Source organism: Pedobacter polaris, from assembly GCF_005116505.1.
Classification (GTDB): Bacteria; Bacteroidota; Bacteroidia; order Sphingobacteriales; family Sphingobacteriaceae; genus Pedobacter; species Pedobacter polaris.
The window spans coordinates 872,051-898,235 of the sequence record NZ_SWBR01000002.1; the positions used below are offsets into that span (position 1 = coordinate 872,051).

Sequence of the window (26,185 nt, forward strand, 5' to 3'; positions counted from 1 at the left end):
AGAGATTTCTGTACAAACGGAATCCCTAATCTTTAATAACATTTTGAGCATTCGATTTAAATATTTGGTTAGTAATTAGATTAATGAATTTGTATAACCCTAATTGAATTTACTTCTGCTTTAACTTATTAAACTTGACTGTTTACCAGTCAATTTGACAGAGTCAAAAACTTTTTAGGTTAGCTTTATTCACATGATTTTAATTTGGTTTTAAACAAAGTAACCATTAAAACCACTGTCTTAGTGAGGGGCAATACAGTATTTAAAAGGGGTGAAATTGTTATTTTGGCTTATAAACCGTGTTATTTGATAACAATTAAATAATACTGAGGTACAGATTAAGAAATTTAAACCTATGAGATTTGAAACATTGCAGGATTACTTCTATAACCATTTTTGGTTACAAGCCAGTTCTATTACAACGAACCGTTGAATGTTAAATTTTGATTCTATAAAGTTTTAAAACCTTATAGAATTGTATTGATTTATACACAAAAAAACTGTGTATCTATTGTAGAAAAGAAGGAAGAAGATTAGCGCTACTTAGACTTAAAAATACTCAGGTCCCATTCATCCATCCAGGCAATCTCTATGTTGTTGGCTTTAAACTGAATGGGTAACCAAAGGTACCTTCCATCAATTGCATTTTTAGGTCTCCAGATATCTGCCATGAAAATAAATTCATCTTTTTTATTGGGTGCTGGTAACACATAAGTACTCTGACCACCAAAAGTTTTTTCTGCTCCCTTACCTATACATGGATTACCCATAAACGTCCATGGTCCCCACATTGATTTTGCAGTAAACCAACGTGCAGGATTTGGTGCCCAACCGGTACATCCAGAACCTATCATGTAATAGACACCGTTCTTTTTAAACAATGCTGGAGCTTCGGTTTGTTGACCAACGTATATTCTTGTAAACTTACCAGTATGACTTAAATAATCTGGTGCTAATTCGGCTACATGTAAAGTAAAGTTCTCTTCAGAAGAAAAAATATGATAAGCTTTTCCGTCATCATCCACAAAAACAGTCATGTCACGAGCCATTTGCCCACCCGCAAAATCACGACAAAAGAAACCATCACTTTTATTTGCTGGAGCAGCACAGTTTAGCTTTTCACTTTCTGATACATCAGCAGTATAAATAGGCATTTTACCAGCATTAGGGCGATAACTTTTGATAAATACATAGGGCCCAGTAACTTTATCAGCAACTGCAACGCCCGCTCTTGCAGCTGCATATCCTTTGTCTTTTAGCTCCAAATGGAACCACATCACAAACTTTTTTGTTTTTTTATTATAGACAACTTTTGGTCTTTCAATTACACTTCCTTTAACTATATCACTTTGTGGATCATCACTCACAGTTAGTGAGGTTCCTTCGTCTTTCCAATTGTATAAATCTTTTGATGAATAACAATGAACCCCAACTTGAGCAGTATTTCCAATCTCACCAGCAACTTTATGTTCACCAAACCAATAATAAATACCTTTATGCACTACAATACCTCCGCCATGCGCATTAATGTGTACACCCTTATCGTCATTCCAAATTTTTCCAGGTGTAAAAGCAGTTAGTTTTGTTTGCTGAGCAATTAACTGAATTGAAAGGCTGATAAGAAGAATTAAGGTTAAACCAAAACTCCAATATTTGTTGATGGTGTGTTTCATAATCAAAATTTCGGATCAATAAGCGTTAATCATACATTTATTAGTATAAAAATAGGAATATTTTCGTATCTCATACTAGTTTCGTCATGCTGAATTTATTTCAGCATATGGCTTGCAGAAAAGACCCTGAAATAAATTCAGGGTGACGAAAACCACTTAACCGTGATCTGTGACCCACAGACCACCTATTGTTGCCATATTATATATGTGTTACTAGAAATTAGTGTTCTGTGTGCCACAGACCACGGAATACAAGTCTTCGACTACGCTCAGACTGACAAAACTAATTCTATCTCTTCCAAGTAAGGACTTGCACTTTAGTGGGTATAGCCTTTGCCTTTCCTTCGCCATCAACCTGCTCTACCTTTTGAATAAACAAATCCAATCGTTTTTTAGCTTTCCATAGTTCGGTATCAAAAGTGGGTTCCCACTCCCCCACACTAAATAAAGTTAGATCTTTGTAAACCCATTCTCCTTTTGTAATATCTTTACTTATTGCGATAGAAACTTTATTTCCTCTTTCGATATCTCTAAAAATAAGGGCACAAGAAATTGTATTTTTTGATGGCCAACTAATTAATTGTGGTCTTGATATTGGAATTTTCTTTGTGCCACCACCACTTAAGCTAAAGGGAGTTTTACGGAAATCTAATTTATTCACAGCCCAGCTTTGATTAACTTTGTAAACAATGTGATATTGTGGAACGGTCTCACCCGCATCTCTCCAATAAGTCGCAATGAATGGATTTCCATTTTCATCTGCAAACATTGAAGTTTGATTAATTAACTCGCTGTTTTGAGGTATTTTCAATGCATACTCTGCATTTGTAGCATTAATTGGCAATTGATATTTAACACCATCAGATTTTTCCCAAGTTATACCACCATCATTAGATTTTGCATAACACAAATCATGATTACTTGCTACATCAGGGCTTTCTCGCCAAACCCATGATAAATGAATGGTTCCTTTAGCATCAATCGCAGTTTGTAAATAGGCATTTCTTTCGCCCTGCCCATCAATCAAATTATCTTGAATCCTTTTCCAGGTTTTCGTATTTAGCTCATAGCGATTGATCATCAAGTTACCATTTCCAGACCCTCCATCCCGATAAAAGAAAAGCAGGTTTCCGTTAGCTAGCTTATAAAACTCTGGGTAGCTCACTTTGCTCTCTTTTAAACCCAACATGGCTTCTTTCTTTCCAAGTATCAAACTTTCGGGTGCTACCGACTTTGCATAGTTGAGGTTGTTGTTGTGTTGCCCCCAGCTTAAGTGTAAATACCCACTCCCATCAACCATAATGCTAATTGATTTGTGTGCATCAGTTGCATCACCTTTATATTGTGTTTTTAAAGCTTCCCATTTTTGTGAATTGAGCTTACGTTTTGCTAAAACCACAAATTGATCGGCATCATAGTAAGCGGCATATTGGTTATTTTTAAAAGTTGTTAATGCATTTTTTCTAAAAATAACTGTATTAACAGAATTGTTTGCCCAGCCATTTGTTGCAATGGTACTTAAGTTAAACTCCTGACTACTAACAGAAAGATTTAGACAAATAAACAATAGGAAAACTACTGAACTTTTAAACATGTATTATCTTAAATCTGCACTATGATCATTCGGAAAATCTTCTCCACTCCATATTTTTTGAGCACTCCATTTTACAGCAGCACTTGCCCAAAAAGCATCAGTTTCTGGTAAACCTAAAGGTAAGAATATATTACTGCAGATGTAAGGGCTACCTTGGTTATTGTAAAAATCGCCTAAATTAGGTTGATCGCCATATAAACCAATGGTTAACCAACCGTTTTTATAAGTGGTAGGACTTTCTAAAGTTTTTTTAATTACTGCAGTTAAGGCGCAACGTACCTGTGCAGGGCTTAGCTGTTTTGGTAATATTTTTTTATAGGCCATATCAGCTAGATGATGAAATGCACCTCCACGATAAACGATGGACCTTCCTGTTGCCGGATACGTTCCATCAGTATTAATCAATCGTTCTTGTATAACTGCATAACGCTCGTTACGCTTCCTTATCTTATCGAACATGGTGTTGTAAGAATTTGTCTTTTTACCAATAATATCAACTAATGTTCCTAAATATGGATGTATAACATAGCTATTATAATAATCAAAAGCATAACTGCTTCCATCTTTGTACATGCCATCACCAACATACCATTGTTCCATTTGTTGCAAAGCATAATCTACACGCATCACATCCCAGTCATAGCCAAACTTTGCCATAAAAGCTTCATTCATAGCCGAAAAAAGTAGCCAGTTAGAAAATACAGGTTTAAACATTCTAGTAGTAGCAATAGAGTTTAATAGGAGCTGCTGGTTCTTTTTATCCAAGTTTTCCCACAACCAAGACGCACGGATAAAAGCTAATGCAACATAAGAAGCATCAACCAATTGTTGTCCACCAATATTGTAGTTCATAAAATCTTTGGCATTAGAATCCAATGAATTTTTAATACCCTGAATAACCCAAGTACGGTATTGGTTGCGCAAAGCGATTTCTGATTCAGATCCTCCCTCTAACTGTAACCAAGGGGCAATTCCGCTTAATACCCTACCTAAAACTTCAACATATTGTACTTTTATACGGTGCTCCTTATTGTCAACGTGAATAGAAGTAACTTTTGGCATTACAATGCGCAAACTATCTTTAGCTAAATTGTAAATAACAGGTCTTACCATTTTATCCATTTCCTTTAACCAAACTTGTCGATCAGTTAAGGGAGCTACATTCGCTGTTTTACTTTTCTTTTGCGCTGTTACACTACCCACGCTGAAAGCAAGGGTTAAAAAAGTAACGGTAATGCTTTTTACTAATAATAATCTCATACTTATTTTTTATGCGTTAAAAACCTATACATTTCACAATTTGCCAATAAAAATGCCCCTACCCCAAAATTGGAGGTTGAGTTTGCATCTACCACTTGACCTGGAATAGCTTTTTCTCCAATTGGTTGTATATAACCAACTTTTCCATTTGCTTGAAGTGCGGTTTTGGTAAGGTAGTCGTATCCTTTTTTTGCCGCTGGAAGGTATTTATTTTCTTTAAGCACTCCATTGTTAATACCCCACAACAAACCATAGGTAAAAAAAGCTGTCCCACTGGTTTCTGGTCCTGGTGCATGTTGCGGATCAAGCATACTTCTAGTCCAATATCCTTCGGCTTGTTGACTTTTCAAAATCGCCTTTGCCATATTTTTGTACTTAGTCAAATACTCAACACGATGTGGATCATTTTTCGGCAGATCTTTTAAAACTTTGGCCAATCCAGCGAAAACCCATCCATCCCCTCTAGCCCAAAAGTCTTTTTTACCATTTACGCTTTTGTGCTTAGGATAAACATATTTAGCATCTCGATAATAAAGTTTTTCTTTTTTATCGTACATAATGCTATTTGCATACATGAAATAGGTATAAAGTTTTTCTAAATATTGTGGATTTCCAGTTACTTTGTACATTTTAGTCATTACGGGCATAACCATATACAGCCCATCAGCCCACCACCAATAATCATTTGCCGAGGTAGACATTTGATATTCCATTACTTCTTTTGCTCGGGCAATTTTATAAACCTCTGGCTTAAGGTTATACAAATCTATATAGGTTTGAAAGCAGATTTGCCAGTCTCCAAACAATACAAATTCGTCTGTTTCGCCATATTTATATTTCCACTTACTTTTATCTGTACTTTTTGCACCCATCCATTTGTTGTAACTAGCCCAAGTTTCTGAATAGGTTTTATAAGCTTCGTTTTTGGTGATTTCATAAGCCTCCATATTTCCGGTATGATAAGCCGCATGATCCCAAAAAGCCCTTACTTCTGGTTTATTATTACTTTGCCAATAATTATTAGCTTGATTAATTGTTATGAGTACTTCTTGTTTTGAAGGTAAAGTCTGTGCATTTCCGATCTCAACAATCAGCAGCAAGGCAACGAGCCAATTATATTTTTTCATTGGTAGAAGTGTGAGTTGCTTATTCAATTTATATTTGGTAAGCTAAGTACATTAATTTTACTGTTTTTAAACGGGGGCTTACTAATACTTTGTAGGGGGTTATTCAACAAAACATTAGTTCTAATTCAAATTCGTATTTATGTTGTAGTGCTTATGAAATGTTTTTCGGTGTTTTTTAATAAATGCCGAAGGTGTAAGTTTAAACTGATTTTGAAATTGCAACCTAAAATATTTAATATCGTTAATGCCCACCCTAAAGGCAACTTCGTTAATATTCAGGTTGGTATTTATCAGTAGTTCAGCAGCTTTTCTTAATCGAATAAAACGAACAAAACTATTAATTGATAAGCCTGAAGTAGCTTTTATTCTTTTATAAAGGTTTGAATGACTCATGCTCAGTTCAGATGCCAATGTTTTTACGTTGAAATTAGTTGACATCAGGTTATCTTCAATAATCACGATAGACTTTTGGATGAAGCTTTTGTCTTCTTGCGAAATTTTGTTGCTTTCAGATTTTAAGGTAACCTCATTATAAAAATAGGACTGTAGGTTACTCCTATTTTTGATGACACCATTAATTTTTGCCGTAAACAATTCTTTGTCAAAAGGTTTACTAATAAAATCATAGGCTCCAACTTCTATACCCTGCAGCTTAATCTCTGGACTTGGATCTGCTGTTAATAGTATTACAGGAATATGGCTCATGGATGGATCTGCCTTTATTTCCCTACAAAACTCTATTCCATTTAAGCCATCCATATTTACATCAGAAATAATAATGTCTGGTAGGTGTTCACGTGCTGCTTCTAGGCCCTCTAATCCGTTACTAGCTTTGAAAATTTTAAAACTTTGATGAAAAATTTGGTGAATATATTCTATAATCTGTTCATTGTCATCCACCACCAAAATAGAATGCAGGTCTGAAATTAATAGCTCTAAATTTGGAATTTGATCATTATCACTTATATCATCTTCTTCTGCAATCAGCTCATTAATGTACTTCAATTGCTCCTGTTCTTCCGAAGATTCTACTTGTTCTTCTACGTCATCGCCCTTAGGTAAATTAATTAAAAACGTTGTGCCTTCACCTGGTTTAGAAGTATAAGAAATTGAGCCTTTGTGCAACTCAACAAAATTCTTTACCAAATAGAGCCCAATTCCGAACCCAATTTTTATTGAGCTTTTATTCATTACCTTATAAAACTTATCAAATAACTTATCTCCTACTTCAGCAGGTATACCAGCACCCGTATCGGCAACTTTAATTTGTATCACATCATTGACTAAATAGATGGAAATAACAACTTTACCACCTTTTGGTGTAAATTTTAGCGCATTAGAAAGTAAATTAAACAGAATGATTTCTAATTTATCTCTATCTGCATATACCTGAAGGTTCTCATCTTCACATTCAAATTGATAGCTAATGTTATTGTTATTTGCCAGATAGCTGAAACATAAGAATATTTCATATGCAAATTTAAAAAGGTTAATTTTAACTAGTTTCAGGGGCTCATTCTCATTTTCTGTTTTCCTAAAAAGAAGCAACTGGTCTACCAAACTTAATAAACGTCTCGAATTTCGGTATACTACATTCAAATCGTTCTTTTCCTGCCCATTTTCTTTAGTGCTTAAAATATCTTTAATTGGGTTTACGATAAGCGTTAATGGTGTTCTCAGCTCATGCGAAATATTAGTAAAAAAGTTAAGTTTTTTCTCATTTAGCTCTTTCTCTCGTTCCATGTTTAGGTTGGCTATCTCAACTTCATGTTTTAAACGATCTTGTCTTCTTCTGTATTTAACAAAAGTGATGTATAGGGCAATGATTGACATGAGATACAAAGAATAAGCCCACCATGTTCGGTACCAAGGAGGTAATATCTCAATAATGATAATTTTTTCATTCGCTGTCCAAGTACCTTCTGTATCAGTGCTCTTTAAATGAAGTTTATAGGTTCCTTCATTTAAACGAGAATAATAGGCAATGTTCAGCTTGTCAATATAATTCCAATCCCTATCCCATCCCTCTAAGTAATAAGCATATTTAATCTGATCTTGGAAAGAAAATTCGATGGCAGAAAATTTAACAGAAATTACAGCAGCATTATAAGGTATAGAGATTTCCTCTAATCCAACTACAGATAATTCATTCTGATAGGCTGGTTCTTCATCAATTGGGATATTGTTAACCCTAAAATCTGTAATTACAATTTTTGGTACTCGTTTATTAATCCTAATGCTATCAGGAAAAAACTTATTAAAACCGTTTATCCCTCCAAATAGCAATTCTCCGTTACTTAAACGTAGAGCAGCATTGTAATTAAACTGATTGCTTTGTAAACCATCAGTTGCAAAATAGTTTTTAAACTTTGAGGTTTTGATATTAAATTTTGAAAGTCCATTATAGGTGCTGCACCATAGGTTACCTTTGTTATCTTCTAAAATATTTAAAACAGAATTGCTTGGTAGTCCGTTAGATTGGATATACCTCTTTAATTCTTTTGTCTCCCTATTTAATGTCAACAAGCCTCCGCCTTCAGTTCCTATCCATAATTGTTTGTAGCGATCTTCATGAATAGCTCGTATGGCAATATTAACTGGTATGTATTTATGTTTTTTATGAATGGCATCAATCTGGATGAGGTGTGTATAATTCCCACCCCAAAGAATTCCCGCTCGATCTTGATAAAAAGTATGAATATCCTTTAATTTCGAATCAAAAAGTTCAAATTTATCTAAACTACTGTTATATAAATATAAGGCACCTCCTTTAGTAGTGCCAGCCCAAAGTCTATTGTCTCTGTCCTGAAATATTTTCCAAACATTTACTTCCTCTACACCTTTTACGCTATTGTAACAGGTGTAATGTTTAAATTTTTTGGTTTGCTTATCAAAGCGATCTATACCGCCGTTAAAAGTGGTAACCCAAATGTTTTTTTGATGGTCATTTAAAATGCTAGTTACAAAATTGCTAGATAATGTTGATGGATCTTCTTGACGGTGTACATAATTGGTATATACATTTAATCTAGGATTCCACACACTTAACCCACCACCATCTGTACCAATCCAAATATTTTTATTTTCATCTTCACAGAAAGACAAAATAAAATTATTTACCAGTGTATTTGTATTAAAAGGATCACTTTTAATCGTTGTAAACTGTGCTTGTTCATTGTCTATGATATTTACCCCACCCCTTAAGGTAGCAATCCACTTTCTCGCTTCCTTGTCCTCATATACAGCGCCTATAGAATTGCTACTCAACATTCCTTTTGCTCTAGATGTATTTAGAAAACTTGATTTTTTAGTTTTGAGATCTATAATGGTAATGCCACCGCCGTCTGTGGCTACCCATAATTGCTGTTGATGATCGATGGTTAAACCCATGATATTATCATTGCTCAGTTTAACAGGAACTCTATCTAGTTGAGCAGTAGCGATATGGTAGGAGAACAACCCCCTTTCGGTACCAATTAACAATTCGCCTTTTTGGGCATTAATGAGTGTGGTTACCGAATAAATAGTTGATTTGACTAGTTTAATTTTGCCAATGGCTGGATTATACTTACACAGCCCAACATCTTTTATAAATACCCATAAATTAGCATGCTCGTCAATAGCTAAACCTCTTGCTGTAAAATTAAGATCGCTGCCAAAAGAAATCTGGCTTGCAATAAGTGACCCTTTTTTAATAACAAATAAGCCCTTTTCATCTGTAGCAAAATAAGTAGACCCATTTTTATCAGTTGCAATTGAGGTAATTGGAGCTGTAACCTTAGCTCTTTTTCCTTTGTCCATGTAAAAAACAGGCTGCATTCTTGAGTTCGAATAATCAAAAAACGAAATCCCTTTTTGTGTACCAACCCAAATGCGGTCTTGGTTATCACCATTTAGTGCGGTTATATGGTTATTAATAAGAGAATTTTCATCTTCCCACTTGTTCCTGAAGATCTTAAAACTATACCCATCATAACGGTTAAGCCCATCATAGGTGCCCATCCAAATAAAACCAAACCGATCTTGATAAAGAGAATTTACTACGTTATTCGAAAGTCCTTGTTCTACGCTTAAATATTTAATGGCCTTGCCATTTAATTGTGCAAAACAATTACTTACGCTAAAAAAGAGATAAATAACTCCAATAATCGACTTTAGAAAGTAGTTTTTTGGCATTGATGATTAGACTGAAATATTTGGTCTTCCTAAGATACATAATTAATAAACGTTACAAAGACATTTTTAAATTAACGATATAAATAACTAATAATCAAATAATTAATCAGTAAAAAACATAATTTAAAAGGTAAGTATTACTGCAAAAAAAATGCTTTAGAAATTTCTAAAGCATTCATAAAGATGATTATCCTTATCAAAAAGGTAATCAGCCCTTAATTTTGAAGCCAATTACCTTTTAGTTTTACGTATCAACAGCTAACTTATCTTAATTAGTCACATCTTCATCTGCCACAGCTTCTTGCCAAGTTTCCCATCGTTTTATGCTCGCATTGTAACCAGTATATCCTTGATTTTGCCAAAGTTGGGCACCACCATTAGACTGGATAGATCCATTAGGTATTGGCCAGTTGATATTGTGTGGCGCCATGGTATAAGAACGTCCTCTTACTTGTACTTTACCTTTATTGTAAAAATCACTGTAATGTTGAATTCTCTGATACCAATAACTGTTTTGCACTAAATTATCAACAGTATAAGTATTTCCCCACTCATCAGCTTTACCACTCAATGCTAAGGAATAAGAAACACGACTTAACTCTGTAAAGCGCCATTCTTCCATATTCAATTCGCGGGCACGCTCATTCATAATATCACCAATAGTTACAGCAGTGTACATTTGAGTACATTTCGCTCGCTCTCTAATCTTGTTTACATCGGCAGTTGCCCCAGCAATATCTCCTTTATAAAACTTAGCTTCAGCACGTAATAAATAAGTTTCTGCCAAACGATATAGGTACAAATCACCTGCGCCGCCTCTATGGTTTACTTCATTTGGATTTAATGATTCGATTGGATCTTCGATGTAATATTTGTAATGTGGCCAAGAGAAATAACTACGAATGGTATCTGTACATAAAAGAGCTCCCGAAGTATTTCTAAGACGTACGTTTTGACCAAAAGAGGTACTTGTTGGATCATTGTATTTAAGTGATTCCATTTCGAACCAGTTACCTGTTGCTGTACTGTGGCGCAAATCGCCTGCATCATTAAGGCCATTTACATACCAAAGCGATTTTTGTGCAAAATAGGTAGGACGAATGTGCGCAATACCACGACCAATGGCATGCACGTAATCTAAATTGGCACGATAACTTGAATTTGCAGCTGGTAAAAAGCGAATGGCCTGTTTTGCATCTGGCGTGGTTAAGCCTATGTTATCTAAAAATGGAAGCCAGTTACGCATGGTATTCATTTTTATGCCCATATCTGTAGCATTACGGTTTGGCATAATCATAATTGCTTCTGTATTTGCACCAATAGATTTGTTTTCTGGACGGTGTAAATCCCATATTACATTACGTGTAATTGGCCAAGTTGTAGGATAAGGGTTATAGAAGTTGCCAAAATTATTCATCGCTAAAGAATAGCCAGAACTATTAATAAGTAGATCTGCCTGTGCAATGGCTTTATCAAATTGTCCTGTTGCCAAATAACATTTAATTAATAATTGGCGGCATGCACCTTTATTTACCAACCCTCTCAGAGTCATGTCTTTCTGATCTGGCACCCATTGCACAGCTTGCTCCATGTCTTCGGTTATCTTTTGCAAAATAGCCTCACGCTTTGTACTGCGGTAATTTACCTTTGGCACACTCACAATTTTAGTTACAAAGGGCACATCTTTAAATTGAAAACACAGGGCTAAGTACCGAAATGAACGGTGGAAAAGCGCTCTTCCTTTGTATTGATTTTTGGTCGCATCATCTAAGCCCTGTACCCCATCAATAAAGGTAAGGATGGTGTTTGCGTACTTGATTCCGTTATAAGTCTCACCCCAAAAATAGGGTACCCTTTCTGGCATATCTGTTGGCGTGAGCCTAGTGGCCATGTCAGTAAATATATTCCCATCATCCGTTTTAGATGCTACGTTTAACTCTGTAAACATATATTCTGTACTAATTGGAAGACCTAAATCTATATAAGAAGAAGAAGTCCAATATGATCGCAAATGGCGGTCGGCAATGGCTACAGCAGCGTCTAAACCGCTCTTTGTAGTAAATGTTTCTCCCGGCTCGAAAAATGATAATGGTTCTGGCTGCAAAAATGTTTTCTTACAACCAGCAAAAGTCATTGCAATACCTGCACCTATAAAAAGGGCAGTCGATACTTTTTTGATTATGTTGTTCTGTTTCTTTTTCATCGCTCTATTGCTTAAAAATTTACGTTTAATCCAAATGTGTATATTCTAGGTGCTAATGCTCCTGTTTCTACATCCCAATAATCCCAGTTTTTGTCTTTAGTCCAAACTGCTACATTACGAATAGAACTGTATACTTTTAGTCTCTCTATACCAAATTTGCTTGTGAGTTTGCTTGGAAATGAATAACCTAAGGTTACATTTTCTAAGCGGATGAATGACCGATCATACAGCATACCTGGTGCAGATACACCTGCAGGTCCTCTTGCATCAAGGCGAGCAAAATCATTAGTAGGATTTTCAAGTGTCCAATAATTTTTCTTCCAAGTATTGGCAAGATTGGTTACCAATGAAGTACCATTGTCTTGATTAAGGTAAGCACCATTTAAACTTTTGTGCCCCATATAAGAATACATATTGAAGGAGAAATTAAGGTTTTTATAGGTGAACTCATTTCGCAATGACCACATAATGGGAGGATTGGTTTGACCTAAAAACTCCTTATCCTTATCATTATATACAGGTGTACCATTAGCATTATCATCTGCAGTGTAGTTATTAGCTACTTTAGGATCTCCTGGACGTTGGCCATATTTGGCAGCTTCTGTAACCTCATTGGCTTGCCAAATACCTGTTACGCGATAATTCCATATGGCACCAATAGCACGCCCGATGAACCATCCATTTCCAATATCATCTCTTTCTTTTGTAGAGGTTACATTTCCATTTGCATCAATTATATTATCGTATACATAATACAAGTGCTTGATAGTGTTTTTGTATTTAGAAATTTGGAAAGTAGTATTCCATGTAAAAACACTGTTTTTAATATTCTGTGAACTGATTGAAAGCTCAAGACCTCTGTTTTCTACTTTTCCAAGATTGGTATTTATAGAAGGAAATCCAGTAAAATCTGGTAGTGACCTGGTCATGATCATGTCAACCGTTGGAGTGATATAGTAATCAATTGATCCACTGATGCGGTTATTTAGGAAACCAAAATCTAAACCAGCATTAAATGCCTCTGTCTTTTCCCAACTTAAACTTGGGTTTGCCAAACGATCCATTAATAAATACCTGTACTGTATCAGGTTACCACTATTATCTATATAACCTGCTGTTGCTCCAGCTCCTAGACCAAGGTTTGCCAAGGCTAGGTAAGGATCTCCAAGCTGTCTATTTCCATTTTGGCCCCATGATATTCTTAGTTTACCATTACTCATGGCCTTCCATTTAAAGAAACTTTCGTTGGTAAATGTCCATGCTACCGCTGTAGAGAAGAAGGTTGCTCTTGGATTAGATGCACCGAATGCCGAATAACCATCGCGACGAACTGAAGTGGTCAACATATAGCGATCATCATACGAATAGAACAAACGACCTAATAAACCATCAGCTGTTTCTTTGGTATCATTTGAGTCGAAACGGCTTAGGTTTTTGTCGCCAAAAAGTGTCTCATGATAACCTAAAGCGTCACTTGGTAAAATGTTACGGGCTTCTATCCTATCTTGCCAATATTCTCTTTGTTCTGCTTCTTGCACTAAAGTGATGTTAACACGATGCTTTTTAGCGAATTCATGTTCCCAGCTCAGTGTGTTGTTTATCGACCAATCGAAACGCTTAGCTTGTTCGCGGTTTACCAATCCATTTGTTCCTTTCCAGTCTGGATGACTAGCTGATTCCCAATAACGATCATGGAAATATTGGTAGCGTGGAGAAGCATTAAATGAATAATTGATATTAAAAGGCAATTTTACCTTCGCATTTAAAATGGTATTTAATACGGTATAGCCTTTATCTAAATCAAGATATAAGCGATTAAAATCGTAATTGTAACCATAGTTATTAACCATGTTATCGCCCATTGGATGTACCACTAAATTTCCATTGGCATCTTTATAATTGGCATAAGGAGAATTATTCAATATTTGTCTGCTCCAATCTACAGCCAAATCGCCATCAGTTCTGTTTTGGAAGTTTACATTCGCACCTATTTCTAGCCACTTGGTAATCTTACCCTCTAACTTTAAATTACCACGAACAGCACTATATTCATTTCCTACAGCAACACCTTTATTAGACAAGTACCCTAATGATAAATAATAATTCATCTTGTCTGTTGCACCAGAGGCACTGATGTTGTAGTCTTGATTGGTACCTGTCTGAAAACTATGATCGTACCAATTGAATGTTTGACCTGAAAGGAAGTTGTTTAACACGGTGCTTTGTAGTAACATACGTTTTCCCCAAATTTCATTATCAGAATTAACACCAGTATTTGTTGTATAAGCTCTCCATTGTGCAAGTGTAGCACCATACTTATTTACAGCATCTGTAGGTGAGGCGAAATAGCCTGGTTGTGTTTTAAAGGTAGATTGATAAGCCTCATAATTTCCAGTTGTAGTATTTAAACCATAAGTTGGAGCGGTATACCAATCTTCACGGTATTTAATATAACCATCAGCGTCAAAAACCTCACGCTTTGCAGCACTGGTTACAAAACCAGCATTTGATGTGAAATTAATTTTCGGCTTGCCTATCTTTCCTTTTTTGGTAGTGATAATGATTACACCATTGGCAGATTTGGCGCCATAAACGGCCGCAGCAGAAGCATCTTTCAAGATGTCCATTTGTTCAATATCGTCTGGATTAATTTCAGATAGTTCTCCATAAAATATGGTACCGTCTAAAATAAGTAGTGGATCATTGTGTCCACCAGCACTGTATACAGAACGAATTCCACGAATTTGAATAGAGCCCCCTCCTTTAGCAGAAGCATCTAAACCCACACTTACTCCAGCGGTTCCACGAAGAATATCTTGTACAGTGTTTGGGTTTTGATCTGCAATTTTATCAGGTCTAATCTGTGTGATTGCACCCGTAAGATCTTTTTTACGCATGGTACCATAACCTACACCCACTACTTCTACTTGTGAAAGCATCGTAGCATTTGGCATCAGTTTAATGGTAAGTTGCGTTAAGTCTCCCACAGGAACTACCTGTGTGTCATAGCCTACATAAGATACGTTGAGACTGGCATTATTAGCAACAGTGAGGGAGAATTTTCCATTGCCATCAGTACTTGTACTGCTTTGTGAATTGGTAACCTTTATGGCGGCACCTATTAGCGTCTCTCCTGTTTTTGCATCGGTAACTACACCGGTAATCACCTTGGTCTGACCAAAGGCGGCACCAGCTGTAGCAAGTAGCAATGCAAAGCATAAAAAAAAGCAGCCAGTTATGGCTTTTGCTTTTTGAATTTTAAAAATTAAGTAATAGTTGAGCATAGTTAAAAGTTAAGTGGTCTGGTTTGGACTAATTAATTTTCTTTGGATTGCTCTTAAAGCTGATGGTTCATTGCCTAGGGCTCTAGTTTGGAGCAATCGATCGTGGCTATAAAGCAGCCCAAATCCTAGGGGTCGTTTGTAGTAAATTTAAACCTCATGATGTTCGTGTTATATTTGGTAGTATAAAGAAAGTGCATATTTTCTTTCTCGATGAGGGGTATTTCTGTATAATGTAGGGGAGAAATTCTCCAAATGATTTTATCTTTTGTTTTTAAGCCAAAACATATAAAGAGAATCTTAGCCGCGGAGTTGTATACCTAGCCATCATTGCGAAGCCGATGAAAAATCGGCTTCGCAATCTCATTCTTGCTTTTATCAGCGGTCATGCTGAGCTTGTCGAAGCACTTTTATTTAAGTGCCACCGCACAACCTTGCCTCGGCTCATGGGCGCCGAAGCCCCTAGTCCTTTTTTTCTTGATGAAAAAAGTACCAAAAACATCAAGAAAGAACGATGCTTCCACCCACAGACCTCCGCGTGGCCCGCCGTTCTTTCATCCCAGCGCTCTTTGGACAGTGAGGATAGGAATGATTGGGGATTTTGATTTACAGACAATACTTGGGCTCCTGCAATAAACTGTGGGTTAAGCCCAAAGGCTGCTGTTTATTGCAGCAACTTTCCCTTTCTTACAACATTGATAGCACGCAGGGCTTATCCAGCAACGGAGAAAAAACTGGCAAATGATGGCATTGAGGGCGGGAAAAGGCATAGCTGTTTTGCCCTTCAGCAAAACCGTAGCCTGTGTTTGCAAGTTTTGTGAGAGGGCTAGAGTGCAAGGTTGCCTAGGAGAAGCCGAAGCATTTTTGCATACTTTTGATGCTTCAATAATGCGAAGCATTCTTGAACATCTTTAAAAATATAACAATAGGTGAAAAACTTTGTTGCCTCGCGGCAAAGAGCGTAGAGAATTAACAGATCAATCATTCATATGTCATGCTGAGCCTGTCGAAGCATCCTTTAGTTAGTACCACCGCACAACCTTGCCTCGGCTAATGGGCGCCGAAAGCCCTAGTCCTTTTTTTCTTGATGAAAAAAGTACCAAAAACATCAAGAAAGAACGATGCTTCCACCCACAAGCCTACGCATGGCCCGCCGTTCTTTCAGCCCAGCGCTCTTTGGACAGTGAGGATAGGAATGATTGGGGATTTTGATTTACAGACAATACTTGGGCTCCTGCAATAAACTGTGGGTTAAGCCCAAAGGCTGCTGTTTATTGCAGCAACTTTCCCTTTCTTACAACATTGATAGCACGCAGGGCTTATCCAGCAACGGAGAAAAAACTGGCAAATGAAGGCATTGAGGGCGGGAAAAGGCATAGCTGTTTTGCCCTTCAGCAAAACCGTAGCCTGTGTTTGCAAGTTTTGTGAGAGGGCTAGAGCGCAAGGTTGCCTAGGAGAAGCCGAAGGGTTTGCCTTCTTTGCCCCTCAAAGAAGGTTGCCTCGCGGCAAAGAGCGTTAACTAGTTATTCAGTTGTCATGCTGAGCCTGTAGAAGCACTTTTTATTATGCCAACGCACAGCCTTGCCTCGGCTCTTGGGCGCCGAAACCCCTAGTCCTTTTTTTCTTGATGAAAAAAGTACCAAAAACATCAAGAAAGAACGATGCTTCCGCCCACAGGCCTAAGCGTGGCCCGCCGTTCTTTCAGCCCAACGCTCTCTGGAACAGTGGTAAACAGTAATGATTGGTGCTCTTGGTTTATGTACCTTACCTCCGCCGCCTCATCGTCATCTCGACCTTGGGAGATATCTACGACATACGAAGTAGTAATTCTAAACTGTCAAAAAAACCACTAAAAAACAGAAAACATGTAATGATTAATTTCCAATATAAAAGGTTTGACTAAAAGCGCCATTTGCTGCGATATCCCATGCCTCAACCCTTAGCCATTTTCTTCCAGTAAGTTTTGTTTTGAATTGGAACAACTTGTCGCCAAAAGCTCTGGTATTAGTCAGGTCAATTTTATCTCGGTATACCTTACTTCCATCCCCAGATATCACTTCGATAAAATTCATTGGGAATGTCCAGTTGAGCTTCAATTTAATATTTACATTGCCTCCGGTATCTAGTTGTATGGTCTCTCCAGATGTCTTTCCATTTATGGTAAGCTGAGGCATGAGCACTTCTCCGGTACTTGAAAAGAACTTACCCTTTTGCATGGCTGTTAATACTGGTTTCCATCCATCTTTGTATTTGGGCAAATCATCTATCGCCAGGTAATTCACATTTAAATGTGCATACATCTCATTTTCAGGAGTTATGGTAAACAAGTCTGCTTCGGTTATGATGGTTTTCTTCTCGCCCCAATTGTTCATATCATCCAGTAGATCAAGTACACGTTTTCCCAATCTTGGCTGAGACAGGTCTGCAGGCATTGCCTTCCATGCGGCACCCATAAAACGGTCTGATTTGAAAAATGCCTCTTCCTTATAAACATCAGGAGCATTAACAGAACCTTTTGTCCGCGCATGGGCAGTCCAGGCTAAGCCACCTTCCAATTCAAGGAGTTTGAGCATATCATCCTTATCTCCAATATGATAGATCTTTCCGTAAACGGGATGGTTTTCTACCAACGGAACTCCTTTTTTACGTGACATGATCCAATATACTTCGCTTGGAAAAAAATTGAGCCAGTGCCCGCCAAAAAACTCATTAGGTTCTTCGCCTGGTAAAAGAAGCAGTTGTTCATCCGAGTAGCGTTTGCACATTTCAAAAAGCATTTTCAGCTCCAGTAAACGCAATTCGTCTGGTCCATTTGGATGCGCAGTATAATGAAACTCAGCAAGATGAACAATATCAATGCCCGTTTTCTTAAAAACGCTAACAAAATCTGGAACATCTGGCATGTCTTTATTAGCCATCATCACTTTCATTACAAACTCATTATGAAAATGACTTGACATCGTTTTAAAGCCAGGTAATTTCACATAACTATCATTGTGGGTAAATTTCTTAACTTCAGTAAATGCAGCATTTTCATCAACAGGACTTAAATAACAGAAGAAATTTAACCTTTGCCTAGTTTGAGGCGGCGCATTAAACCATGGAACAAAGCGGTTATCACCTTTCAAATCCTGTCGGATACCCATACCATAACCATCAAACATTTTCCGGTACTGGTTTCCGTACCAAGTAAATTTTAAGTTAAAAGCCTCATCCAATGGATAAAAGTACTGATGGGGAGCTGGGAAGATGACAATTGCGCCCTCTTTTCCTTTAGCCGCAATAGCACGATATTTTACAGCAAGATTTTTAGCAGAATCTGTTGTATTCACGCTTTTGGTCATCGTGCTATCCTTGGTGCTGATCCATGAGATATTTTTCCAGCCTGCTTTTCTGTCAATTAATCCAGCATCGTAAACGATAGCAGTAGCATCTTGCTGGGTGCTGATAACCGCAGCAATATTGAACATCGGACTACCATTATAAAAAGTAATTTCTAAATCTCCTGAAAAATGATCGGCCTTAAGTGAATTTATGCTAACGATAGTCTGGCTACCAATCGTTTTAACAGTTGCCGATAATTTCTCCAGTATTATAGGAAAGGTTTTATAAGGTTTTTGGGGTACCTTATCGAAGAATATATTCCAACCGTTTTGAGACAACAGGTCTCTTTTACCTATACTCAAAAGAAAGGCGGGATCAAGATTGGTGGAAACTGTTTTAACAGCACCTTTGACTCCTACAGCTATCGTTTTAAATAAGGGTTGGCCTGCAGTCATATCCAGTGTAACTTGGCCTGTGTTGTCGCCACCGGCGGGCCATTTCAGATCGAGGATATTGCCTTTCTGGACGAGTGTAACTTCGTTTTTACGGTTAAACTGACTGGTATTTACTTTAAATTGCGCGGAAACTGTGGAACTGGCCAACAGCAAAAAAATTAGGATCTTACTATTCATACTGGGTTTCTTTTGAAACCCTAACTTACATTTTTTTCTTTAAAGTTAAAACATATTCAAGTTCGAACAGATTTGAGATGAGAGGTATAGGGTACGACAAAGACATTACCAACTCGATAAACTTGTTTTCAGCCCTACAAAAAACACTTCTCTACAAAGTTCTGGGAAATGGTATTTATTTAGGGATAGTCCAGAACAAATTCGGATTATTTGTTTTGTAATAGGTAAACTTAACGCCATTCTTTTCGTTGACTGACTCTCTTTTTTGTGGAGTTTGCACAATACCGTCCAATGGTAGCAGTTCTACATAAGCTACTTCCTTACCACTTATCCAAGTTTCTGAATCGTATTGGCTCACCAAAGGGGTTTCTAAACGATAAAGGTTTTTTGCCATGTAGGTTTGCAGGTAATGTTCTTTGGATTGCAATGAGGTTCGATTCCAGTTCGCATCTGCATTTAACAACAATGGCATTCCTTTTATCAATCGTTCTCTTACTTCTTGTATACCTAAAAGACTGCCTTTTTCATCCATAACATAGGCATCAAACGTAGGATCTATCCATATCCATTTTTTTAAATCTTTACTATATACCATATTGATGACATGACAGTCGTCGAATTTAGTTTCTTTGGGCATGCAGGTAATGTACCTAGAGGTAATGCCCATCGATAAATAACACTCATTTAATACGGTAGCCAACATTCTGCAGTTTACCCCACGGTTTTCTGCTTTGCATACCTTAATCAGATCAATTGCATTTTTAAGTGTTGGATTGTTGCTGCTGCCATCGTGCCTAATTAGGTTGTGTACCCAGTGCAAAAGGTTAAATACCTTAGAAAGTTCGTTGCCGTTGCCTGCAATAGAATCTAATTTCAGCTCCTTCCTAATACGTACAAGATTAGGGTTGTCCATTGATTGATAAGTAAATTTAGGGATTTCCCGCTGATCTGAAAAATTGTATTTCTCTGCTTTGCGAAGTGTGTCTAAATAAGCAGGTGGATTTCTATTCGGTGCCTTTGGATCGTATTTTACTTGTGTCCTAGCAGTATCTTTACCATTAACTACTATGATAAAATTATATTCCCCAACTTTAGGATCAACATTAAAAGAAATAGATTCCTGATTGGTATAAAACGTTACTTTTTTGGCTGAAGTGGTGTAAACATCTAGCTTTTGTGCAGGTTCAATGGTCCATGCATTTTTTCTGACTGGATTGTTATCATCTTTAATATCCACTTGTGTGGAAGTTGCTTTAATGATAGGTAGTTTCTTTTGTGCAAAGACAGCGTTTACAGAAAGAAAAAGTATGATAATGGGGAAAAGTTTAGTTTTCATTCAATTCAGCGTTTAAAGATGGGGTGTTTTAATATAAGACGATCAGAGGTTTTAGAACGTTGCATTTAAATTAAAATATTTATTCGCAAGGGCAATTGTCAATGCAGAGCTTCTCGACGCAATCAACTGTCATGCTGAGCCTGTAGAAGCACTCTTTTAGCTACCAGTGCCAGGCTTGCCTCAGCTCATCGGCGCCGAAGCCCTAGTCCTTTTTTTCTTGATGAAAAAAGTACCAAAAAACATCAAGAAAGAACGATGCTTCGCCCACAGGCCTTCGCATGGCCCGCCGTTCTTTCATCCCAACGTCTTGGGACAGTGAGGAATAGGAGAATTTTGAGGTTTTTAGTGTAAATATCTACACCGCTCCACTAACCGTCATTTCGACCTTGGGAGAAATCTCCCACCTATGAGCAGTGCATTACTGTCATGCTGAGCCTGTCGAAGCATCCTTAAGTTCAGAGAACATAATTCATCGCTTGTAGATTCTTCACTACGCTCTGAATGACAAATACCCATAAATTTTATTATCAGATTTAACAAATCTACAATTCCAAAAAAAAGCTGCCATTGCTGGCAGCCTTTAATCTTATGATTTTAAATCCCTTAGCTGATAGAAATCTGGCGAGCAACCATTTTCGCTTCTTCCCTTTTTGGGATCTCAACATGCAGGATCCCATTGTTATATTTGGCCTCGATGCCATTGTCATCTGCACTGTCAGGTAAGGTGAACGAACGGGTAAACGAACTGTAATTGAATTCTTTTCTGCTAAAGTTCTTACCCTCTTCTTGGTTCGACAGTTCTTTGGCTACTGAAATCGTTAGCATCTTGTGTTCAAGGTTAACCTTGAAATCTTCTTTTGCCAAACCAGGAGCTGCAAGCTCTATCTGGAAATGGTCTGCAGTTTCGCAGATGTTTACCGCAGGTAGCAGCGCCATGTCACGACCGGTAAAGAAGCTGTCGGTAAAGATTGAATCGAACACATTGTTGAATGAAGGTACAAGACCTCTTTGGCTGTTGTTTTTGTCTGAATTGAATTTAACTAGTGTCATTGGTTTTTCCTCCTTAATTTTTTTAATGATTGAAACTATGATTAATTAAAATGGAATTTGTCCCAAAAACCTATATACAAGTGGTATGCCAAGGCTTATTTGGCATTTTAAAACTGAAAAAATTTCAGGAATTATGAAAATTTTTCAGTTTGAGTTGACAATTTTTCATAATAACTATTGTCAACAATTGGCCAGTTATCCAAACCTTCCACAACATTTGCCACAGCGAGTAATATTTATTTTGCAGCCGAAGGACCCTTGCCAAAACAAATCTGTTTCTGAAACAGACCTAAAAAGAAAGCGAGAAAGACCAAAGACCCTTCCCGCTTATTTAAATTAACACCATCGGAATATTAAATACCGAAAGAATTGAGATGTTTTACTCGACCCATATTTGAAAACTGGGCATCTACAATTATTTTAGTTAAAATTGGCTCATAGCGGTTGATGGTTATCTAAATCGAATGATATCAGCAGCTCCACCATTTCCAGTAAATAGAACTGTTGCCGGATTTGCTGCTCCATTAGCCGCAACAAAAGTGGCTACATAAGTTCTTCCCGCTACAAATCCCCCTGTTTTATTGGGATAAGCTACAGCTCCACAACTAACACTGGTAATTGTAATTGGTAATTGATCTAGGCTGGTATTATTTGCCATATTACCACCTAGCTGATTTACACCGTCTCTTAATTGTAGTTGTTGCCCTGTAGTATTTCTTACTAGTAATGCCATAACTTTATGTTTTAAAGATTGTGCCTACTCTAATTCGGTTTTTCAGCTTCCACCTTTGTCAATTAGCTCATTGTTAGCTGAACGTAACTATATCAGCTGCACCATTTCCAGTAAACCGAACCATGTTAGGGTTTCCATTTCCAGCAGGCACAAATGTTGCGCTGTAATTACTGTTAACCAAAAGACCTCCTCTTTTGTTGTGATAGCCAACATTTCCAAGTGTAATGCTGGTAATGGTAATTGGCAGTTGCTGACCTATTGCTGCAGGTCCTAGATTTGCCAATTGATTTCCACCGTCCCATAGCTCAAGCTGTTGGCCGGTGTTGTTTGTAACTGATGCCATAATTTTATGTTTTTAAATATTGCCTACTCTGATCAGGTTTTTCGGCTTCCACCTTTTATTTAAGATAACTGTCTTTTCAAAATAGCCTCATAACCTTCTACTAATAACTTATATCCTTCCGAGGTTTCTTGTGGAGCGAGGGATATTTCAATTTTACCCCAGGCCATTTTTGGTTTTTTCTTAAAGAAGCCACCATTACCTTCATTGCCAAGATCTAGTTGAACTTCACCATTAACTACAGCCATTTTAAAACTGGCAGTAATGGTAGCCTTATCTATTTTAGACATTGTTAGTGGCACTAAAGTGATCAGCGGAACTGAAACTTCCAGGTTTTCAACCGTACCATCATTACCAAGATGTGGATATTCGAGAATAACACTTCTAGGAACCAGTGTATGTTTATCAGGCACAGGTGCACCTTTAACATTTGGTTGTTCTTTATCTTCATCATCGAGTGGTTGATAATCTCCCATGTTAGATGTTTGATGATCACCAACCTTAGGCCCTTCGATAAAATATTTATCTAAGAGTGATATATTTTTATCCATCAATGCATCACTGGCACTGATAATAGCCTCTTGAATGGCGTTTACAAATAGTTTAAAACTGATCATGATTGATATAATTTATAGGTGGTTGTTCTAATTATTTTGAAGTTTTTCCTTTTGCTGCTTCCAATTTCTCCATCGTTTCTTGAACAAGTTCTTTGCTTTCTGGAGCTAGTCCAACCGATGCTGCACAATTAGGACATGCAAATTGTACGCCCATCATCAATTGTTTAGTATCGAATGGGATTCCAGTACTACAAACTGGACAAGGGATATTTTGACTTTGCGCTATCATGTTGTTTATTTTAATTGTTTAATTTTCTGGTTTATTTTCTGTTGGCACTGCCTGAATAGACTTGGTATAAATATCAATGATGGTAAGTACACCTGCAGGCAACGGAAGCGTAGCTGCATTGAGATTGATTTTTATTTTATTTAAAGTCTTACTCTGATTTGCCGAACCGCGTTCGCTATTTGAGCCCGAATCGCTTACTTTACCATAGAGTTGTGCTTTACGATCGGTAATCGTGTTATTCGATTCATTTGCACTACCTGATGGCTTGGAAGCTACCGAGGTAATTTCCATATCGAAATCTATATTTACCTTCTCTACCGCCAAAGAATTTAACGGAACAATGGTGAGCAAGGGCAAGGTAAAATGGGTAGTTACCATTTGCATCGACTGCGGAATTGCCGGTGTGGCTTCAACTGCTTCAACTACAGGCATTACACCTGGTGCCGAAGCGGCTACTGCTTTTACAGCAGCTTTGCCAGGGTCAATTACAGGTTTGGTTAATGCCATCTGTATCAGAATCGGCTCATAACTCTCTCCATTTTTCTTAAAACAGTATTCAAGCAAAAACCTGGTCTGACCTTGTGCCATTACCACGTTGGCCTTTGAAACTGCCACAAGTGGAGCACTAATTAATGATTCAATATCCAATGCTTTACTAAAGTTTGGGTTGAATTCTCGATTCGTTACTTTTGGCATAATAATTTATAATTAATTGGTGAACAAATAAGTTAGCCGAGCTAACTTATTTGATTTGTTAATTTAATTCGCTCCGATTGTGATTGGAGAGATAGATTGTGCAAACGCTTCAATAATTGTGTTTACACCTTTTGGTAGTGGAAGCTGTCCAGCATGTACATTTACACTGTATTTAGCAGAGTTGCTTTTTTCATAGTGTGTATTGTGTGTAGACGAATCTTTCGAATCGTAACTAGCACTTCCTCTAATGGTTACCGATACCGGACCCCATCCAATTTTAGCTTCAAAACTACCTTCACCTTTGCTTTCTGTTGATTTTTGCTCTGATTGATCTTCAGAGAAGCTCGATTTTACCTCCATTTCGAAATTGATGTCTACAGTATCAACCGCTAATGAATTTAATGGAACGATGGTTAACAATGGCAAGTTGAACTGAGTTACAAAACTCTGAATTTGGGTTGCGGTAGCCGGTGTAGCCGGAACTGGTGGTGTAGCAGTTGGGTCACCAGGGCTTCCGGGAGTTCCGGGAGTGATTACCCCTCTTTGCAATGACATTACAATCATTACAGGTACATAGTTGTCATGCGCAGGAATTGCAGGCGTACCAATTACCTCTGGTGTAGTTACCAAGCCAGTAGCTGGGTCTATTACCGCAGGTACTGCAGTTATTTCTTGAGTTGCAGCAACTGGTGTTTTTGCAAAACAAGTATCCAACATGAATTTGGTTTGTGTTAGCGCCATCGCAGCATTTGCACGAGCAGCAGCATTTAGTGGTCCACCAATAAGAGCATCCATAGGCAAGCCTGAGAACTCTTGGGACATGGACAATAGATTAGATTCCATAACTTTTGTTTTTAATTATTAGTGATTTTGTTGATTACTTGTTTGATTTGGCAGCTATAATTTGATGGTTATAGCAATGCCAATTTTTTAAGGTCGTCCAAGGTTCCGTTAAAAATATCTTTATCTACTTGCCCACTTACACTGTTGATGTTTCCGGTACCGCTATTTTGCCAAAAAGTATATTTATTCCAGCCTGGAGGCAGCAATGGTGGTGCTGATTGGTAGGCTGCAATCCATAATGGATAGTTCTCAAACCCTGTCGGATTACCTAGGAAATCATGCCAAAACACACGATTGGTATAGATCATTGGTGTACGTCTTGTTTCTAAGGCCACACCGGTTAACCAATCTTTGATCAGTTGTACACAAGCTTCACGGTTTTGAAGAATATAAGGATTAAGGGTATCAGGCACTTGCCATTCTACATCTAATACCGGGGGTAAAAGACCTGGTTTCGAGAAATCAACCCCACAATTTAAAAAGTTATCGATTTGTTGTTGTGCGGTTGCACCCTGAAAATTCAAGAAATGATAGGCACCATGTAAAATTCCCAAACCACTTAATTTAGAAGAATTGAATTGGAACATGTTGTCTTTAAAGCCGCCCCCCTGACTAGCTTTGCAATACACAAAATTTACTTCGCTTGCCAGTGTCGCCCAGTTTATAGTGCCATTGTTATGAGAAATATCAATCCCCCTAATGATATTGGTAGGACTATCATTATCCAACAACGCATTGATGGTATTTTGTGTATTCGGACCCACCATACCATCACTAGGGAGCTGATGATCGACTTGAAATTGTTTCACCACATTTAAGGTATTTACTCCAAAAATTCCATCTACCGTAAGTGGGTAACCTAAACTGGATAATTGTTGTTGTAGTAACTTTACGTCGTCACCTTTTGAGTTCAGTTGAAGAATAGCCATAATTTAATTAGTTTAATTTTTAAAGGCAAAATTTCAATAAAAGCGACGCCGTATATTTTACCTTTTTAGGCAATAAGTAGCGATTGAAAAGCTTTTATTGTTTTGCTTATCTCAAATTGAGCTAATAAATGACTTGAATTTA

17 protein-coding genes are annotated in these 26,185 nt (G+C 37.4%); all 17 read right to left on the reverse strand.

Features of this window, described 5'->3' with window-relative positions:
* Positions 1-539: 539 nt before the first annotated feature.
* The 17 genes from FA048_RS09895 to FA048_RS09975 all read right to left on the reverse strand — a co-directional run bounded on the left by FA048_RS09895 (position 540) and on the right by FA048_RS09975 (position 26,043).
* On the reverse strand, positions 540-1,673 hold the full coding sequence (locus tag FA048_RS09895; RefSeq protein ID WP_136840373.1) for a glycoside hydrolase family 43 protein: 1,134 nt from the start codon (positions 1,671-1,673) through the stop codon (positions 540-542).
* Between the two features lie 289 nt (positions 1,674-1,962).
* On the reverse strand, positions 1,963-3,267 hold the full coding sequence (locus FA048_RS09900) for a BNR repeat-containing protein (RefSeq protein ID WP_136840375.1): 1,305 nt from the start codon (positions 3,265-3,267) through the stop codon (positions 1,963-1,965).
* Between the two features lie 3 nt (positions 3,268-3,270).
* The gene (locus FA048_RS09905) at positions 3,271-4,527 is read right to left on the reverse strand and encodes a DUF2264 domain-containing protein (RefSeq protein ID WP_136840377.1); all 1,257 of its coding nucleotides are present in this window, start codon (positions 4,525-4,527) and stop codon (positions 3,271-3,273) included.
* A 2-nt stretch (positions 4,528-4,529) separates the two neighbouring features.
* Entirely contained in the window at positions 4,530-5,654 is a 1,125-nt protein-coding gene (locus FA048_RS09910; RefSeq protein WP_136840379.1) for a glycoside hydrolase family 88/105 protein, read from the reverse strand.
* A gap of 120 nt (positions 5,655-5,774) precedes the next feature.
* Positions 5,775-9,830: a hybrid sensor histidine kinase/response regulator transcription factor gene (locus FA048_RS09915; RefSeq protein WP_136840381.1), complete on the reverse strand. Its 4,056-nt coding sequence runs from the start codon at positions 9,828-9,830 to the stop codon at positions 5,775-5,777.
* A 268-nt stretch (positions 9,831-10,098) separates the two neighbouring features.
* Complete coding sequence (locus tag FA048_RS09920; protein ID WP_136840383.1) at positions 10,099-12,033, reverse strand: RagB/SusD family nutrient uptake outer membrane protein; 1,935 nt, start codon at positions 12,031-12,033, stop codon at positions 10,099-10,101.
* An 11-nt stretch (positions 12,034-12,044) separates the two neighbouring features.
* Entirely contained in the window at positions 12,045-15,317 is a 3,273-nt protein-coding gene (locus tag FA048_RS09925; protein ID WP_136840385.1) for a SusC/RagA family TonB-linked outer membrane protein, read from the reverse strand.
* Positions 15,318-17,188: 1,871 nt separating this feature from the next.
* Positions 17,189-19,270 carry a CehA/McbA family metallohydrolase domain-containing protein gene (locus tag FA048_RS09930; RefSeq protein ID WP_136840386.1) on the reverse strand — a complete coding sequence of 694 codons (2,082 nt, stop codon included), beginning with the start codon at positions 19,268-19,270 and terminating at the stop codon, positions 17,189-17,191.
* A 175-nt stretch (positions 19,271-19,445) separates the two neighbouring features.
* Positions 19,446-20,606, reverse strand: coding sequence for a transglutaminase domain-containing protein (locus FA048_RS09935; RefSeq protein WP_136840388.1), 1,161 nt, complete (start codon positions 20,604-20,606; stop codon positions 19,446-19,448).
* A gap of 603 nt (positions 20,607-21,209) precedes the next feature.
* Positions 21,210-21,656: an Hsp20/alpha crystallin family protein gene (locus FA048_RS09940; RefSeq protein WP_136840390.1), complete on the reverse strand. Its 447-nt coding sequence runs from the start codon at positions 21,654-21,656 to the stop codon at positions 21,210-21,212.
* Positions 21,657-22,107: 451 nt separating this feature from the next.
* Positions 22,108-22,389, reverse strand: a complete 282-nt coding sequence (locus tag FA048_RS09945; protein ID WP_136840392.1) for a hypothetical protein — start codon at positions 22,387-22,389, stop codon at positions 22,108-22,110.
* A 73-nt stretch (positions 22,390-22,462) separates the two neighbouring features.
* On the reverse strand, positions 22,463-22,732 hold the full coding sequence (locus FA048_RS09950) for a hypothetical protein (protein ID WP_136840394.1): 270 nt from the start codon (positions 22,730-22,732) through the stop codon (positions 22,463-22,465).
* A 59-nt stretch (positions 22,733-22,791) separates the two neighbouring features.
* Positions 22,792-23,346, reverse strand: a complete 555-nt coding sequence (locus FA048_RS09955) for a DUF2589 domain-containing protein (RefSeq protein ID WP_136840396.1) — start codon at positions 23,344-23,346, stop codon at positions 22,792-22,794.
* Between the two features lie 31 nt (positions 23,347-23,377).
* Positions 23,378-23,575: a hypothetical protein gene (locus tag FA048_RS09960; RefSeq protein WP_136840398.1), complete on the reverse strand. Its 198-nt coding sequence runs from the start codon at positions 23,573-23,575 to the stop codon at positions 23,378-23,380.
* A gap of 18 nt (positions 23,576-23,593) precedes the next feature.
* Complete coding sequence (locus FA048_RS09965; protein WP_136840400.1) at positions 23,594-24,271, reverse strand: DUF2589 domain-containing protein; 678 nt, start codon at positions 24,269-24,271, stop codon at positions 23,594-23,596.
* 63 nt (positions 24,272-24,334) lie between these two features.
* Positions 24,335-25,114, reverse strand: a complete 780-nt coding sequence (locus tag FA048_RS09970) for a DUF2589 domain-containing protein (protein WP_136840402.1) — start codon at positions 25,112-25,114, stop codon at positions 24,335-24,337.
* A 68-nt stretch (positions 25,115-25,182) separates the two neighbouring features.
* Positions 25,183-26,043 (reverse strand): GH25 family lysozyme, encoded by an 861-nt coding sequence (locus FA048_RS09975; protein ID WP_136840404.1) that lies wholly within the window; start codon positions 26,041-26,043, stop codon positions 25,183-25,185.
* Positions 26,044-26,185 lie beyond the last annotated feature (142 nt).

Coding starts and splice junctions, on each gene's coding strand:
- FA048_RS09970 (WP_136840402.1), bottom strand. CDS start 25,114: ATGGAATCTAATCTATTGTCCATGTCCCAAGAGTTCTCAGGCTTGCCT.
- FA048_RS09925 (WP_136840385.1), bottom strand. CDS start 15,317: ATGCTCAACTATTACTTAATTTTTAAAATTCAAAAAGCAAAAGCCATA.
- FA048_RS09940 (WP_136840390.1), bottom strand. CDS start 21,656: ATGACACTAGTTAAATTCAATTCAGACAAAAACAACAGCCAAAGAGGT.
- FA048_RS09900 (WP_136840375.1), bottom strand. CDS start 3,267: ATGTTTAAAAGTTCAGTAGTTTTCCTATTGTTTATTTGTCTAAATCTT.
- FA048_RS09965 (WP_136840400.1), bottom strand. CDS start 24,271: ATGCCAAAAGTAACGAATCGAGAATTCAACCCAAACTTTAGTAAAGCA.
- FA048_RS09975 (WP_136840404.1), bottom strand. CDS start 26,043: ATGGCTATTCTTCAACTGAACTCAAAAGGTGACGACGTAAAGTTACTA.
- FA048_RS09930 (WP_136840386.1), bottom strand. CDS start 19,270: ATGAATAGTAAGATCCTAATTTTTTTGCTGTTGGCCAGTTCCACAGTT.
- FA048_RS09915 (WP_136840381.1), bottom strand. CDS start 9,830: ATGCCAAAAAACTACTTTCTAAAGTCGATTATTGGAGTTATTTATCTC.
- FA048_RS09920 (WP_136840383.1), bottom strand. CDS start 12,033: ATGAAAAAGAAACAGAACAACATAATCAAAAAAGTATCGACTGCCCTT.
- FA048_RS09935 (WP_136840388.1), bottom strand. CDS start 20,606: ATGAAAACTAAACTTTTCCCCATTATCATACTTTTTCTTTCTGTAAAC.
- FA048_RS09905 (WP_136840377.1), bottom strand. CDS start 4,527: ATGAGATTATTATTAGTAAAAAGCATTACCGTTACTTTTTTAACCCTT.
- FA048_RS09960 (WP_136840398.1), bottom strand. CDS start 23,575: ATGATAGCGCAAAGTCAAAATATCCCTTGTCCAGTTTGTAGTACTGGA.
- FA048_RS09895 (WP_136840373.1), bottom strand. CDS start 1,673: ATGAAACACACCATCAACAAATATTGGAGTTTTGGTTTAACCTTAATT.
- FA048_RS09945 (WP_136840392.1), bottom strand. CDS start 22,389: ATGGCATTACTAGTAAGAAATACTACAGGGCAACAACTACAATTAAGA.
- FA048_RS09910 (WP_136840379.1), bottom strand. CDS start 5,654: ATGAAAAAATATAATTGGCTCGTTGCCTTGCTGCTGATTGTTGAGATC.
- FA048_RS09950 (WP_136840394.1), bottom strand. CDS start 22,732: ATGGCATCAGTTACAAACAACACCGGCCAACAGCTTGAGCTATGGGAC.
- FA048_RS09955 (WP_136840396.1), bottom strand. CDS start 23,346: ATGATCAGTTTTAAACTATTTGTAAACGCCATTCAAGAGGCTATTATC.